Here is a 15,570-nt window from a genome sequence, read left to right on the forward strand (position 1 = left end):
GACAATTTAATTATCATACAGAATTTATTTCTCATTGCCTATATTTATAACATCCAGATCAACAATTTAATCAAAAGATGCCGAAAACCGAACAAAGTTTTGCCGCCAATGCCGATAAAGAAACCATGCTGGCCGTGGCTTACGAAGCCTTTACACAGTTAAAATGGATACCAACCCACGCCGGTAATCAGCGGCTGCTTGGCGAAGAACAGGGAAAAGGATTTCAAAAACCCCGCCTCATAACCGTTGCGTATGATAATGGCAAAGTGATTGTCAGCAGCGAAACCGTCGATGACCAGGTATTTGATGTGGGAGGAAGAAACAAAAAGAACATAGCGGCTCTTATCAGGGTTTATAATGAGATACTGCCGGGCATTTCAAAAGAAAAAGTGCAGGAAAATGTTTCGCTGGTAGATCATATAACCGCCGCCACCGCCGAAACAATCCGGGAGCAGGAGAAAACGGCACAAGAAATATTGGAAGTGATGAAATTCGGCAGTGGAAAATTGTATGTCACTTACACGATCATTGCTATCAATGTCATTGTCTTTATCCTGATGATAATGGATGGCGCCGGCATAATGACTGCAAATGGTTTGGTGCATCTGAAATGGGGTAGCAATTTCGGCCCGCTTACTTTGAGCGGCGATTGGTGGCGACTAATCACCAACATCTTCATCCATTTTGGAATCATTCATCTGCTTATGAACATGTATGCTTTATACATGATTGGCATGTACCTCGAGTTAATGCTCGGAAAAGTAAAGTATGCCACAGCGTATGTATGTACGGGACTGTTGGCCAGTCTTGCCAGCTTATGGTGGCACAGCGGAACGCCGGCAAACAGCGCCGGTGCGTCAGGTGCGGTATTTGGTATGTATGGATTATTTCTTGCGATGCTCACCACAAAACTGATCCCCGGATCCATGCGTAAAGGATTACTCACCAACATCGGGATCTTTGTGGCTTATAATCTGGTGTATGGTTTAAAAGGCGGCATCGATAACTCAGCACATATCGGCGGTTTGCTGAGTGGATGTGTGATCGGTTATCTCTTTGTGCTTACGATCCACGAAGAAAATTCGGGCAAAAAAAACAGGTGGGTGCTGCCATTAATAATTTTAGTTACCGCCGGGATAGTAGTGGGTTACCTTGAAAAAAACAAAGTGCCTCTTAGTGAAAAGACGGCCATCATGAGAGAGATTGATGCCGCAGGATATAAGGACCAGGATGAGTTCAACAGTAAGTATGACACGATCATTTTTTTACAAAAAAAAGCACTCGAACCGATACAGGATACAAATGCAAAATTTGACCAGGCATTGTTTCAAAAACTAAATACTATCAGCATTCCGTCCTGGCAAAATGCTGAAGACATCTCCATCAGCATGGAAAAACTGAACGTGAGTATTGATACGAAAAAGAAACTCAAAACTTTACAACTCTACATTGCGCAGCGCCAGGAGGAAATAAATATCATCAAAGACATCATTCAAAATGGTGAAAACGAAACTATTCTTCAACGCAGAGATAGCCTTGCCCAAGAGCTGAACAATACTATCAGTACATTACAATCCAAATAACTCAAAAAGAATAGCCCCGGCTTTAGGCCGGGGCTATTCTTTTTGAGTTATGAACCTTTGAACTTTTAAACTTTTAATTCCTCAACGGCTTACCCGTCTTCAGAATACTCTGTATCCGTTCCAACGTTTTCTTTTCTGCTGTAAGGCTTAAGAACGCTTCCCTTTCGAGATCCAGTAAATATTGTTCGCTTACCAATGTCTGCTCGCTGAGATCGCCGCCGCACATTACATAAGCCAGTTTTTTAGCCACCGTCACGTCATGATCGGTTGCATATTTACCTCTGTGCATCCCATTGATACCCGCATACATCGCACCCAGGCCTGAGCGGCCAAGTACTTTGATATCGGTGCGTTGCACCGGCATGGTATACCCATCATCGTATAAATTGATCACGGCTTTCTTCGCTTCCGCAATGCGTCTTCCGATGTTCACCGAAACTTCGTCTGTGCCTTTCCGGTAGATACCCATTTCAAATGCTTCGAATGCCGAAGTAGCTACTTTGGCGGTAGCGATATTGAGGAACCTGTTTTGCAAAGTGATCGTTTCCGGCTCACCGTGGTGCATTTCATCCGCGGCACGCAGTACGAATTCTTTTGTACCGCCACCACCAGGTATTACCCCTATACCAACTTCCACCAGGCCGGTGTAAGTTTCCGCAGCGGCAATTACTTTATCGGCATGCAGACAGATCTCGCAACCACCGCCCAATGCCAGTCCGTGAGGCGCCAGTACAACAGGTATCGAAGAATAACGCACCCGCATCATTGTGTTCTGGAACATGCGGATCGCCATATCTATTTCGTCGTAATCCTGCTCGATAGCCAGCATGAAGATCATTCCCACATTTGCGCCGGCGCTGAAGTTGGCCCCTTCATTGGCAATCACCAGCCCTTTGTATTTATCTTCTGCCAGTGCGATAGACTTCTGTATCCCTTCGAGCACTTCGCCGCCGATGCTGTTCATTTTTGTGTACCACTCCAGCCCCAATACATCATCACCAAGATGATAAGCACGGCATGCGCTGTTCTTCCAAACCGTTTCGTTGGCAAAATTTTTCATCACCAGGAACGCTTCGCCACCCGGCAATTTTTTATATTCACCTGTACTAACGTCGTAGGCTAAACGCTTTCCGTTTTCTACTTTATAAAAAGATCTGTTTCCTTTCGCCAGCATTTCTTCTACCCATGGGGCTACGGAATAACCGGCTGCTTTCATGGCTTCCACGGTTTTGGCTACGCCCAATACATCCCAGCTTTCAAAAGCCCCGATCTCCCAGCCGAAACCTGCCATCATACCATCATCCAGGCGATACAGCTCGTTGCTGATCTCGGGTATGCGGTGGCTGATATAAGAGAATAGAGCATAATGGAATTGCCTGTAAAAATCGCCGGCTTTGTCTGTTCCGGAAACCAGCGCCTTAAGGCGACTGTTAAGGTCTTCAATAGATTTTGCTGCTTCCAGCGTTGCAAATTTCGGCTTGCTGCGTGGCTGATATTCCAATGTCTGAAGATTCAATACCTGGATATCTTTGGCGCCATCAGCACCTTTTACTTTTTTGAAAAACCCTTGTCCGGATTTATCTCCCAGCCAATTATTTTCAATCATTTTATTCAGCCACGACGGAATATTGAAGATATCTTTCGCTTCATCTTCCGTGCAATTATCATGTACGCCTTTGGCCACTTTTACCAGGGTATCGATACCCACAACATCGGCAGTACGGAAAGTGGCAGATTTCGGGCGGCCGATAACAGGGCCTGTGAGCGCATCGATCTCGTCTACACTCAGCTGCAGTTTTTCCATGGTGTTCATGATGGCCATCATGCCAAACACCCCGATACGATTGGCGATGAACGCGGGTGTGTCTTTTGCGAGCACGGTGGTTTTACCGAGATAGAGATCACCATAATGCATCAGGAAATCGATCACTTCAGGATCGGTAAATGGGGTAGGAATTATTTCCAGCAGGCGTAAATATCTTGGCGGATTGAAAAAATGCGTTCCGCAGAAATGTTTTTTAAAATCATCGCTCCTTCCTTCAGCCATCATGTGAATGGGAATGCCGGAGGTATTGGAAGTGATGAGTGTGCCGGGTTTGCGGAATTTTTCCACTTCGGTAAAAACAGATTGTTTGATATCCAGCCTTTCCACCACCACTTCGATGATCCAGTCGGCCATGCCGATATCTTTCATATTATCTGTAAAGTTGCCGGTACTGATCCTTTTCAACACGTCTTTGGTATACAACGGCGAAGGATTGGATTTTGCGGCTGCTGCCAAAGCATCGTTCACAATCTTGTTGCGCTCCGCGGGCTTTGCATCTTCCGGAAGATCTTTTGGTGCGATATCCAGCAGCAATACCTGTAAACCGATACCGGCAAAATGTGCAGCGATCCTGCTACCCATCACACCGCTTCCCAAAACGGCTACCTTTTTTATCGTTCTTTTTGACATGATCGAAAATTAGTTAGTTAAACAACTATTTTAAAAATCGAAGTTAGGGGTTTCATACAAAGTAGCAAAGGAAAATACAAAAGCGGGCAAAAAAGATATGAGTTGACGACTCAGGGGAGTTGACCACTCGCGGGAGTTGACGACCCAGGGGAGTTGACGACTCTGGGGAGTTGTCGACCCAGGGGAGTTGTCGACTCAGGGGAGTTGTCGACTCAGGGGAGTTGACCACTCAGGGGAGTTGACCACTCCTGAAAGGCGTAAAACCAATTGCCCCGGCTTTCAGGCCAGGGCAATTGGTTCAATCTTACAATTAAACTATTCTACAAAATATTCACTGCCGGAAGGGCTGATATACCCGGTTTTGCCCGCAAATGTGCGCACCTGCAGGTATCGCCCGCCAGGCATCATTTTCACTTCAGTATATTTGGGCTGGATATAAGTGTTGTTCAGGAAATAATAACCTTTCAATTTGTTATCGGCAGTTACTACAAAGCCGCCATCGTCATACACGATCTCGCTATAGCCTTTGTCTATGATATCTTTATTGTTGATGTCTTTTACAAATGATTTTCCATCATGCTGTACAATCACATACTCGGCATTGTTGCTGGCATTCACCAACGTCACATCCGTATTGGAAGGCTCTATGATCGATTGTCCGCCCGGCGCCAGCAAACCGCTCTTTCCGTCTTTTGTCACTTTCAGGTATTGGTTGCCGCCGGATTTCACCAGCTTGATCGCACTATAACCGAATGGCACAACGGTTTCAAATTTACTGTTGAATACCCCATAAGAACTGCCTTTTTGAGCGATGTAATAAGTTTCATCGCTGCCAGCGATCTTGTAATCGTTTTCGATCTTATCAAACAGGCCATCATTGTTTGGCAAAGAATATGTTTTTTGCTGCATCACTGTTTCCAGCGGTGCCCTGTTTTCCGCTACAGAATTTTCCGGTATGGCAGGGCATTTTGAAAGCGTAACACCTTTACTGTTGATGCATATTTCGTAACCACTGGCCTGGAGAGACGCCCCTGCAAAAAGAATGGAATCCCCGCCATTATCTTTACTATTAGGCATATATCCTTTTCTGAAAGATTTTGCTACGGTAAATTTTGCCGGGATAACCAGTTGTCCGGCCTTGTTGATATAGCCCCATTTGCTGCCAACTTTTACAGCTGCGTATCCTTCCGAAAACCAGCCGGCTTCGGCATATTTAGGTTGAATGACAACTTTGTTGTCGGGAGATGCATAACCCCATTTATCGCCGCTGCGATAAGGAACCATGGAAAAATCTATCTGTTGTGCAAAAGAACCCGTTGCTGCTACAAATAATAACACCACGAGCATACTTATCTTGTTCATAATCATTTCTTTTTATACTGTAAGGCAAATAACCGACCAAAGTGGGACATTAGGAGAAAACAAGTTAAATATTGGCTGCTGTGGAATTATTTCTGCATTGCGGGGAGTTAGTCAATAGTGAATAGTCAATAGTCAACTCTTTGAACTCCAAATGGTTTCTCCACCTCTTTATATCAGACTTAATGATCCAGAACAAAACAGATACCGAAAACACTTCGAAGGTTTGACTATTGACTATTCACTATTCACTATATTTAGTTAATAAATATGCTTCGCAGACTCAGCTATATCATTTTTCTAATCGGCCTCATCCAGCCTGCGTATTCTCAGCCCCCCTCCAATATTTTTTTCCGAAAACTCACCCAACAGGAAGGGCTAAGCAAAAACAGTATCTGGAGTACGTATCGCGATAAGCAGGGATTTTTGTGGATCGCCACTTCAAAAGGGGTGAATTGTTTTGATGGGGCAACGGTGACTTTACATGATTACAACAAAGCCGACAGCAACACCATCCCCGTAAATTCCGTGCGTTACATTACCGAGGATAAAGACGGAAAACTCTGGATGAGCAGCGAAACCAAGATCTTTTTCTTTCAAAAAAAGACCAGTCATTTTACCAACATCGACCTCTCCCCTTTTAAAAATAAAGTGGATCGCATTTCCCATCTTTTTTATGCATCGGATGGAAATATTTATGCCGGTCAGGGCAATTACCTGGTGTGCATCAACAGTGTCACGTTGCAGGCTAAGCTTATCCAAACCGAGCAGGATGCATCATTGCAAAAAAAATATGGCACTTATCATTTCATGGAAGATAAAGCCGGTGTGCTTTGGTTTTCGAGTTATCCGAATCTTTATGGATATGATCTCAAAACTGGCAACATAAAAAAATACCTCGTTTTACCAGGCAGGCCCAATAACGTGGAGCCCGTTGAAGCGGGTTCACTTACAGACGATGGAGATTTTATATGGCTTGGAATGTACAGCAGTGGCGGATTGGCGAGGTTTGATAAAAGAAACGGCGGGATTGAATATTTCGCCGCAGAAAATTATCATCAGTCTTATGCGGTAACCGCGATTGCGCAGGATGTGACCGATCCGCGTTTTTTATGGGTGGGCACCAAAATGCTCGGCCTCGGTTTATTCAATAAAGAAAAAAAAGCGTTCGTGCGTTTTTATACCCGTAACGATTCGAGGCCCGGAAGTATCATTTCCAATAACATTTCTGCTTCCATCAATTTTGATGCAGACCAGACCTGCTGGGTAAGCACTACGGATGGTATCAGTTATTTCAATCTCCGTAATCAGCTTCTGCAGACTTTTTACATAGAGCCGTACGATGGCAGAAATTTCAACCGGTACCAGTATGAGTACATGATAAAAGACAACCGGCATCCCAACCAGGTTTTGCTGAGTACAAAAGACAATGGCATCATCCGGTACGATTATGAGCTTTCCAAACCTACGCTTTCGATGAAAGGATTGTCTGCCGATCCTGAAGTGCGTTACAAACAAAAATTTATCGACTGGATGCATGCGAGTCCCGATGGGACCGTGTGGTACAGCAGCCTTGAAGGCGTTTCCATCCTGAATGAAGATGGCACTTCAAAAAAAATGCTCGACATACAGCAATTCAAAAAGGGGAATGCGGAAAGGTTACAGATCTATGAAGGGACGGAGGATGCGCTCGGCAATCTTTGGTTTGCTTCCAGCACTGGTTTATGGAAATATCAAAAAGACACTAAAAAATTCACGTTCGCCGATTCCCTTTCCCCGTTACTGAAAGAAGACATGTTTTATATCCGTGCGGATAAATACAACATCCTCTGGATCATCCTCAATAATCACTCGATCGTCCGTTACGACCCTTCCACAAAAAAGGTAAACGAATGGAAAATTTATCTTGACAGCACAAGCAAAACCGGCATCGTACCGCTGAGACTGGTGATAGATAAATATGAGAATATCTGGGCCACATCGGTAGAAGGGCTGGTACATCTCGATGTTGCAAAAAACATCATAACTATTTACAGGGAAAAAGACGGGCTTTGCAGCAGCAGCCTTTTGCAGATCGCTTATGACAATAACAATCTTGTGTATGCCGGAAGTGAAGGCTGTGTGATGGAGATCAATATCAACAGCAAAGCGATCAGGACGTATAGTGGCAATGATGGATTGATCGATAATATTGTAAGAGGGGGGCTTATTATCAATGATGAAAAATTATTTGTGGGCGGCCGGAATTATATACAGGTAATGAACACCGCAACAGCTTCTTTTAAAAGAACGGCGCCGCTGATGATCACACAATTGCTGGCGAATGATAAAAAAATAACTATCGGGCCGGAGAATTCTGTGAACCTCGCTTACAGCGAAAATTCAATACAGATCGACTATCGCCTGCTCGACCTGCTGGATGAATCGGGATATGAATATGAATACCGTTTGTTGCATTTTAAAAATGAGTGGGTAAAAGCTGGCTCTATCAACAAAGCCCTTTTCTTCAATCTTCCTGCCGGCGATTTTGATTTTGAAGTAAGGGCGGTGAACCGAAAATCGGGTGCTGTAGCCAGTTTCACCAATCTGAAGATCACCATTGAAACTCCGTGGTGGCAGACCTGGTGGTTCCGCACTTTTGTGGCGATAGCGATATTGGGCCTTTTGTATCTTTTCTACAACATCCGCGTATCCCGCCTGCTGGCGATAGAACGTACGCGGCAAAGGATCGGCAAAGACCTGCACGACGACATAGGCACAGCCCTCAGCAGCATCACACTGATGAATACCGTGTTGAAGAAAAAGATCGCTTCTAATCCTGATGATGCGGTGAAGCTCGCCGACAAAGTGGAAGATACATCCCGGCAGATGATACAAAACATGAGTGATATTGTATGGAGCATCAACCCCGGCAACGACACGTTGGAAAAGCTCACAAATCGCCTGCAACAATTTATGAACGATGCATTTGATGAAAATGAAACGGATTATTCATTGTCGGTTTCGCCCAATCTTTACAGCCGCAAGATAGATATGGAAACCAGAAAAGATGCGTACCTGATCTGCAAAGAGATCATTAACAACGCAGCCAAATACAGCAAGGCAAAGAATTTCAGCCTGAACCTGCACACCAAAGAAAACATGCTGCTCATAGAGGCCAGCGATGATGGCAATGGGTTTGACACCACCAGTGAACGCACAGGAAACGGATTGAATAATATTCAGCTGCGTACTCAACGGCACAAAGGCAAAGCGATATTGACTGCAAAAGACGGGGAAGGAACGAGTTGGAATATAAGTTTGAGAATCTGATTAATGGATTAATGGATAATGGACAATGTCTTCGGATTGAAGCAGGTTCTGCTAAAAGAAAAGACTTTCAACCACGAAGCATTATCCATTATCAATTATCAATTATCCATTAACTAACCCTGATGGGGTATTTTATTATAACCTTTAAAAGGATAATTTTAAAAAAACATAAAATTGAAAGTAATCATATTTGAAGATAATTTTCTTGTTCAGCAAAGCCTTTGTGAAGTGCTGCAATCAGATGAGCAGATAAAGGTTTGCGGTACTTATGAAAATGCCAAAGGGATCGACCGTATCTATGCGGAACACTCACCAGACCTGGTGATCATGGATATCGACATGCCGGAAGTAAATGGCCTGGCAGGGCTTTCGCTATTAAAACAAAAAAATCCGGATGCCAGGGTATTGATGTTTACCGTATTTGAAGAAAATGATAAAGTGCTGAATGCAATCTGCCTCGGCGCAAACGGATACATACTGAAAAGCAGCAGCGGCGACAAGATCATCGAATCCGTGAAAGATGTCATCAATGGCGGTTCTCCACTTACCCCGGCGATAGCGAGTAAGATACTCAAACATTTTCCTAAGAATAATGTAAGCAGCAAGGATGAATTGCTCATGCTGACGAGCAAGGAAAAAGAAGTGCTGGAATTATTGGTAAAAGGGTACAGCTACAAAAAGATTGCTGTTGAATTATTCAAAAGTGTAGAAACCATCCGCACGCAGATAAAAACGATTTACAGGAAACTGAACGTGAAGTCAAATGCGGAAGCGATCATTAAGGCGCTGGCAAGAAGTGAATAGTCAATAGTGAATAGTCAAATCTTCGAAATGCTTACAGTTCAAGAAAGTCATTATTTACAGAGATCATTATAGCAGAATAATCAAAGGCTCATGATTTTCATGAACCTTTGATTTAAAAAGTTAATTTCTGATTTTTTAAAGTTACTCAGTGTTACAAACTCCGAAGGTTTGACTATTCACTATTCACCATTGACTAACTTACGCCACTGCCGTTCTCCACCGCCACATCCGGGTTCACAAACTGCAATTTTCCGTTAGCATCCTCCGCCATCAGGATCATGCCATTGCTTTCAATCCCTCTCATCTTTCTGGGCGCAAGATTGATTACAACAGTTACTTGTTTGCCCACAATTTCTTCCGGAGAAAAATGAAGGGCAATGCCGCTAACGATCGTTCTTTTTTCAAAGCCAAGATCTACTTCCAGTTTTAAGAGTTTGTCGGCTTTATCCACTTTTTCCGCAGCCAGGATCGTACCCACTTTCAGATCTATCTTCGCAAAATCATCAAACTGTATGGTTTCTTTGATAACAGTTTCTTTCGCTTTTGCCTGTTGTCCGTTGTCGGTTGTCGGTTGTCCGTTGCCGGTGGTCGTTCCTTCCATTTTTATCTTCTGGCTTTTAAGTTTTAATTTTTCAATTTGCGCTGTTACTTCTGCATCTTCAATCTTCCTGAACAATAATTCCGGTGCACGCAGTGAATATCCTACACTCAGCAATTTCACCTTACCGGCATTTTCCCAGTCCAGCATCTTGTCCACCACTTTCATCATGTAACACATTTTTTTTGCTGCAAACGGCAAAAACGGGTGGATGAAAATCGCGAGGTTTGCCGTAAGCTGCAAACAGATATGTAAACAATTATCAATCCTGGCTTGCGCTTCGGGGGTTGGTTGCCCGGCATCGGTGACCGTTTTCGCTACGATCCAGGGTTCTTTTTCCTGCATGTACCTGTTGCCTTTTCTCGCCAGGTCAATTACTTCATACAGGGCGTCACGGAATTTATATCCTTCGATCAAACGCTCAATACTGTTTTTCGTATCGGTGATATCCTGCAGGAGTTGTTTGTCTTTTTCATCCATGATCTCGTTGTGAAAAACCGGCACCTTTCCCCCGCACAATTTATGCATCAGCACAAACGTACGGTTTACAAAATTCCCGAACACAGCCACCAACTCACTATTCACCGCATCCTGAAAACCTTTCCATGTAAATTCACTGTCTTTTGTTTCCGGTGCGATGGCTGTGAGATAATAACGTAATGCATCCACCATCTGTTCGCCACCATTTTCCGGTTTTACAAAATCGTTGATATAATCATCCATCTCTATGCTCCAGCCACGGCTGGTGCTCATCTTGTCGCCTTCGAGGTTCATAAACTCATTGCTTGGAACATTATCCGGCAGGATATTCCCATGCAGTTTCAGCATCACCGGGAAGATGATGCTATGAAAAACGATGTTGTCCTTCCCGATAAAATGTACCAGCTTGGTATCGTCATTGTACCAATAAGGTTTCCAGTCTTTTTCGTTGTCGATTGCCCATTGTTTGGTGGCGCTGATGTAGCCGATCGGTGCATCAAACCATACGTACAATACTTTCCCTTCTGCGCCCGTTACCGGTACAGCGATTCCCCAATCGAGGTCACGTGTTACAGCCCTTGGCTGCAAACCCATATCCAGCCAGCTTTTACATTGACCCAATACGTTTGCTTTCCAGTCTTCCTTATGATCTTCGAGTATCCATTGCCGTAAGAAAGCCTCGTGCTTATCCAGCGGAAGGTACCAGTGGGTAGTTGATTTTTTGATCGGCGGTTTACCACTCAATGTGCTATACGGATTGATCAGTTGTTCGGGACTGAGCGATGTACCACATCTTTCGCATTGGTCGCCATAGGCATTCGGATTGCTGCACACGGGGCAGGTACCTACGATGTAGCGATCCGCCAGGAAAGTATTGGCTTCCTCATCAAAATACTGTTCTGTTTCTTTTATTTCCAGATCACCTTTATCATTCAGCATCGTAAAAAATTCCTGCGCCGTTTCGTGATGGATCGGGGCAGAAGTACGGTGATAGATATCGAACGAAATCCCCAGGTCGGCCATGTTGCTTTTTAGCATCGCATGGTACTTATCTACAATCTCCCTCGGGGTCGTATTTTCTTTCATCGCCTGGATCGTAATAGCGGCGCCATGTTCATCGCTGCCGCAAACATATACCACGTCTTTTTGCTGCGCCCTAAGATAGCGCACGTATGTATCAGCAGGCAAATAAGCGCCGGCCAGGTGGCCGATATGTTTCGGGCCGTTGGCATAAGGAAGGGCACTTGTTATCAGGTATCTTTTTGGATCGGTCATTACTCTTTTTTTGCATATGACAGAAATGATTGTCATATTTTCCGCAAAAGTAAGCAAAATGGGGTTGAAACCTCCGGGGTTTTAGAAACCCCGGAGGTTTCCTAACCCGCAACAGTAAACACAAAAACCGGCGCAAATGCACCGGTTCAGCCTTCATTACCCCCAAAGGCTAATTATCCATCTTGCTCAGAGAAGCTTTTAAATCCGTAGGGGTGGTGGTTTCAAAGTGCAGACCGGTCAGGGTTTCTTCACTTACTTTAGTCTTTTTCATAGCTACAACGGCCTGCCCTTTTGCATCTATCCCGATGCTTACGATGGTGACAGGTTCCCCGAGCGGCAACATATTGTACCTGATCTCATTTCCTGAAATATATCCCGGCATAACAGACCGATAATTGTCGAACACCAGCACGGTGTAATAATTCTTTGCGGCATCGCCCAGGTTTACAGCATAGTTCACTTTTTTGCGGCTATCGTTGTAAAACCTGTCGCAATTGATCCAGCCAAGTGAAGAAATTTCCACCCCATATTTATCATTGATCTTTTCAATCACATCCGCGTTCACGGTTCTTGAAATAGCAGAATAGGTAGTTCCGTCAACACTTTCGCTTCGGGAAACGACCACCCGCGTTTTGCTAAAAGGCAGGTTGTATTTATCAGCCTGGCTTTTTCCCATCCAGATAGAGTCCCCGATCGGAATATCCGAATAAGTACCCGAGCGATTGAGATAGGTGGTTGTTCGTCCATGAAAAAAACTGTTTTGCCCGAACCCGAAACGGACTTTATAATAACCGTATTTTTCTTTCAGCATCTGCCTGATCTGCTCTCTTGGCAACTTAGGTTCGTGCACGATGTTAAATACAGCCACTTCCCCTTTTTTCCTGTTCTTAATTTTAAAAGGTTCATTTCGAAGATCCAGTACCCACACCTGCGTTTGAAATTGCTGAGTGGTAAAATTACTCGTTTGAGCAATCCAGTTTATCAGCCCTGCACCAGCTTCAGCCGTGTCTATGTTGCCTTGTGCTACCCGTCCGCCCCGTCCATTATCGCCATAAAACAGTTGCATATATTTCATGTTCGCAGTAGTATCCGGCAATATCAATCGTACCGGGTTATTCGATACAGTTTGTACCGGCTGCCCGTTTTTAGTTGCCCCGATGTGTACCATCCCGCCACTCACCAGCTGATCACTGTTGCTCATCGTGGTGAGTTTATTCAATACGATGTCCGACTTTTTGAAATATTCCCTGATGGAAATTTTTACCGCACCATTTCCAAGAGTGGCAGCAGGAATCAATAACGCAGCCCCTTCTTTGCAGAAGAGCAAAGTATCTTTTGAATTATCTATATCAAATTCCTGCGCTTCTTTCACCAGGCCATTGAACAACTCTTCCAGCAATCTTTGTCTGGAAATCGCAGGCTCATTTTCGCCTTGCGGCAAAATGTTTTGTGTGGAATCCGACCTTTCTGTTTTGGTGATGGAATTGTTTTCATTAAGCTGAAGTACGAATGGTTTTATATATGATGGTTTTAGTGTTTTAACCAGTGAATCTGATGTAGCCATTACAGGAACAATCAGCGTTGTATCTTCCGACAAAACTGTTTCAGGTTGATTTTTCTCCGCTGTTTGTTTCACCAGTGAAGCATTGGATTCAGCAGAAGTTGTCGTTTGTTTTTTATTGACCAAAACAACCACTGCAGCAATGATACATGCAGCCGCAATCAGCCAAACACCACCTTTAGGAAATGTTTTCGCCGGCGTGGCCTGTACCGGCTGCAACATAGCCTGCATCTGCTTCCAATGCTCATCCATCTGGCTGAGATCGGGCAACTGCTGATTCTCCAGCTGCTGAAGTTTATTTTTTATATAATTATCCTGCTGCATTTCTTTGTAATTCGGTTTCGGTAAAAGTTTCGAGTTTTTGTTTCAATAATTTTTTCGCTTCCGCAACATGCCATTTGCTGGTGCTGTCGCTGATGCCTATGTGCCCGCCGATCTGTTTGTGCGTAAACCCTTCGTACACGAACAGGTTGAAGACTGTGGCGGTGGCCGTTGGCAATTGGGCGATCAGTTGCTGCACTTCCTTCCCCGAAAGGCGGTCAAACGCTTCGGGGCGAATGACCGCTTCTTCCTGTCCGGTATAGGGTACGGACTGCTGAAAATTATTTTTTTGCCGGCAGAAATCGATGCAACAATTAACCACGATGGTTTTGATCCAGGCGCCCGGCTTGCCTTCATCCTTATATTGCCCGATGTATTTAAACACCCGCAGCATGGCATTGTTGTAGATCGTTCCGGCATCGCCGGCGTTTCCCGCATAGCGAAAACAGATCTTGATCATTTCAGCATAATACAACTTATACAATTGCTCCTGCGCATGCAGTTCGTTTTGCTGGCAACCTTTGATCAATATGTCGGTCTGTGCACTCAAAAATTTTCTTTTTTGTAAAAAATGCTCCATGTAATATATATAACTGTGGGAGAGATTAAAAGGGTTGGGTATTTTTAATAATTAATGGATAATGTGATAATGGATAATTCAGCACCGCCGAAATACCGTTCCGTTATGAACAATTATTATCCATTACCCTATTATCTATTACCCTATTATCCATTATCCATTATATTCTGTATTTTAGGATCATGAAACGAAAAAACTTCCTCACTTCCATCCTTCCTGCTGCCATTTCGTTTAATGCAGTGGCAAAAAGTATGGACGAGGGTTTGTTGAAACCTTTCAGGATACCACCAGCTTTGCAACCCGGCGACATTATTGCCATTACCTCCCCGGCAGGTTATATTACGCCGGAAGATATTCAGCCGGCAATAAAAAAAATGGAAGAATGGGGTTACCGCATCAGGATCGGCAGCACCATCGGCAAACGTGATTACACTTTCGGTGGAACGGACGCCGAGCGCCTCGCCGATTTTCAGCAGCTGCTGAATGATGATTCGGTAAAAGCCATCATGTGCGCCAGGGGCGGCTATGGTGCAGTGCGGATCATTGATGGTATCGACTTCAGCAGGTTTGTCAAAAAACCGAAATGGATCATCGGCTTCAGCGACATCACCGTATTGCATGCACATATCAACAGCAATTTCAACATCGCCACCATTCATTCCAAAATGTGCAATAGTTTCCCTTCGGACTGGTTGCTGGCTGAACCTGTGCAAAAAGAAACCATCGAAAGCATCCGCAAATGCCTGGCGGATGAAAAGATGCAATATCATGCCCTGCCCAATGCGGCTAACAGGCATGGTAATACCCGGGGCATACTTGTAGGCGGCAATCTCAAGACCATTGAATCATTGGCTGGCAGCAAAAGCGACCTCATCACAAAAGATAAAATTCTTTTTGTAGAAGATACCGGCGAATACCTCTACAGCATCGACCGCATGTTCTGGAACCTGAAACGCAGCGGCAAGCTTTCGCAACTGAAAGGCCTGATCGTTGGCGGATTTAAAATAAAAAAAGATGATGCGGGGGATGAGTTCGGGCAAACACTAGAGCGCATCGTGCTCGACAAAATATCCGGCTACAATTATCCCGTGTGTTTTGATTTTCCCGTTGGGCACCAGAAGAATAACTTTGCATTAAAATGCGGCGTAAAACATACGATGGATGTAAATGCTGATGGATGTACTTTGACAATTACGAATTGACAATTACGAATTACGAATGAAACCCTATTCGCTTCGGTCA

The 15,570-nt window shown here is 44.3% G+C and carries 9 protein-coding genes; 4 read left to right on the forward strand and 5 right to left on the reverse strand.

Features of this window, described 5'->3' with window-relative positions:
* Nucleotides 1–77 precede the first annotated feature (77 nt).
* Entirely contained in the window at nt 78–1,583 is a 1,506-nt protein-coding gene (locus EGI32_RS12185; protein ID WP_255155634.1) for a rhomboid family intramembrane serine protease, read from the forward strand.
* Nucleotides 1,584–1,656: 73 nt separating this feature from the next.
* On the opposite strand, the gene EGI32_RS12190 is transcribed toward EGI32_RS12185, so the two are convergent.
* Entirely contained in the window at nt 1,657–4,038 is a 2,382-nt protein-coding gene (locus EGI32_RS12190; protein WP_255155635.1) for a 3-hydroxyacyl-CoA dehydrogenase/enoyl-CoA hydratase family protein, read from the reverse strand.
* Nucleotides 4,039–4,353: 315 nt separating this feature from the next.
* A complete protein-coding gene (locus tag EGI32_RS12195; RefSeq protein WP_255155636.1) occupies nt 4,354–5,400 on the reverse strand; it encodes a WG repeat-containing protein in 1,047 nt (348 codons plus the stop codon).
* A gap of 267 nt (nt 5,401–5,667) precedes the next feature.
* Between EGI32_RS12195 and EGI32_RS12200 the strand changes: the two genes are divergently transcribed.
* Both EGI32_RS12200 and EGI32_RS12205 read left to right on the forward strand, forming a co-directional pair.
* Complete coding sequence (locus EGI32_RS12200; RefSeq protein WP_255155637.1) at nt 5,668–8,709, forward strand: two-component regulator propeller domain-containing protein; 3,042 nt, start codon at nt 5,668–5,670, stop codon at nt 8,707–8,709.
* Between the two features lie 174 nt (nt 8,710–8,883).
* Entirely contained in the window at nt 8,884–9,513 is a 630-nt protein-coding gene (locus EGI32_RS12205; RefSeq protein WP_255155638.1) for a response regulator transcription factor, read from the forward strand.
* A 193-nt stretch (nt 9,514–9,706) separates the two neighbouring features.
* Here the strand turns inward: EGI32_RS12205 and metG are convergent, their stop codons facing one another.
* The 3 genes from metG to EGI32_RS12220 all read right to left on the reverse strand — a co-directional run bounded on the left by metG (nt 9,707) and on the right by EGI32_RS12220 (nt 14,328).
* Nucleotides 9,707–11,866, reverse strand: coding sequence for a methionine--tRNA ligase (metG, locus tag EGI32_RS12210; RefSeq protein ID WP_255155639.1), 2,160 nt, complete (start codon nt 11,864–11,866; stop codon nt 9,707–9,709).
* Between the two features lie 169 nt (nt 11,867–12,035).
* Nucleotides 12,036–13,751 carry a hypothetical protein gene (locus EGI32_RS12215; protein WP_255155640.1) on the reverse strand — a complete coding sequence of 572 codons (1,716 nt, stop codon included), beginning with the start codon at nt 13,749–13,751 and terminating at the stop codon, nt 12,036–12,038.
* Nucleotides 13,738–14,328, reverse strand: a complete 591-nt coding sequence (locus tag EGI32_RS12220; RefSeq protein ID WP_255155641.1) for an RNA polymerase sigma factor — start codon at nt 14,326–14,328, stop codon at nt 13,738–13,740. Before EGI32_RS12220 ends, EGI32_RS12215 begins: the two co-directional genes overlap by 14 nt.
* Nucleotides 14,329–14,510: 182 nt before the next feature.
* Between EGI32_RS12220 and EGI32_RS12225 the strand changes: the two genes are divergently transcribed.
* Nucleotides 14,511–15,530, forward strand: a complete 1,020-nt coding sequence (locus tag EGI32_RS12225; RefSeq protein WP_255155642.1) for an LD-carboxypeptidase — start codon at nt 14,511–14,513, stop codon at nt 15,528–15,530.
* Nucleotides 15,531–15,570 lie beyond the last annotated feature (40 nt).

The organism is Ferruginibacter sp. HRS2-29, from assembly GCF_024343615.1.
Taxonomy (GTDB): Bacteria; Bacteroidota; Bacteroidia; order Chitinophagales; family Chitinophagaceae; genus Ferruginibacter.

Excerpts from the sequence above, each read along its gene's own strand:
- EGI32_RS12185 (WP_255155634.1), top strand. The coding sequence starts at position 78 with ATGCCGAAAACCGAACAAAGTTTTGCCGCCAATGCCGATAAAGAAACC.
- EGI32_RS12190 (WP_255155635.1), bottom strand. The coding sequence starts at position 4,038 with ATGTCAAAAAGAACGATAAAAAAGGTAGCCGTTTTGGGAAGCGGTGTG.
- EGI32_RS12195 (WP_255155636.1), bottom strand. The coding sequence starts at position 5,400 with ATGAACAAGATAAGTATGCTCGTGGTGTTATTATTTGTAGCAGCAACG.
- EGI32_RS12200 (WP_255155637.1), top strand. The coding sequence starts at position 5,668 with ATGCTTCGCAGACTCAGCTATATCATTTTTCTAATCGGCCTCATCCAG.
- metG (WP_255155639.1), bottom strand. The coding sequence starts at position 11,866 with ATGACCGATCCAAAAAGATACCTGATAACAAGTGCCCTTCCTTATGCC.
- EGI32_RS12215 (WP_255155640.1), bottom strand. The coding sequence starts at position 13,751 with ATGCAGCAGGATAATTATATAAAAAATAAACTTCAGCAGCTGGAGAAT.
- EGI32_RS12220 (WP_255155641.1), bottom strand. The coding sequence starts at position 14,328 with ATGGAGCATTTTTTACAAAAAAGAAAATTTTTGAGTGCACAGACCGAC.
- EGI32_RS12225 (WP_255155642.1), top strand. The coding sequence starts at position 14,511 with ATGAAACGAAAAAACTTCCTCACTTCCATCCTTCCTGCTGCCATTTCG.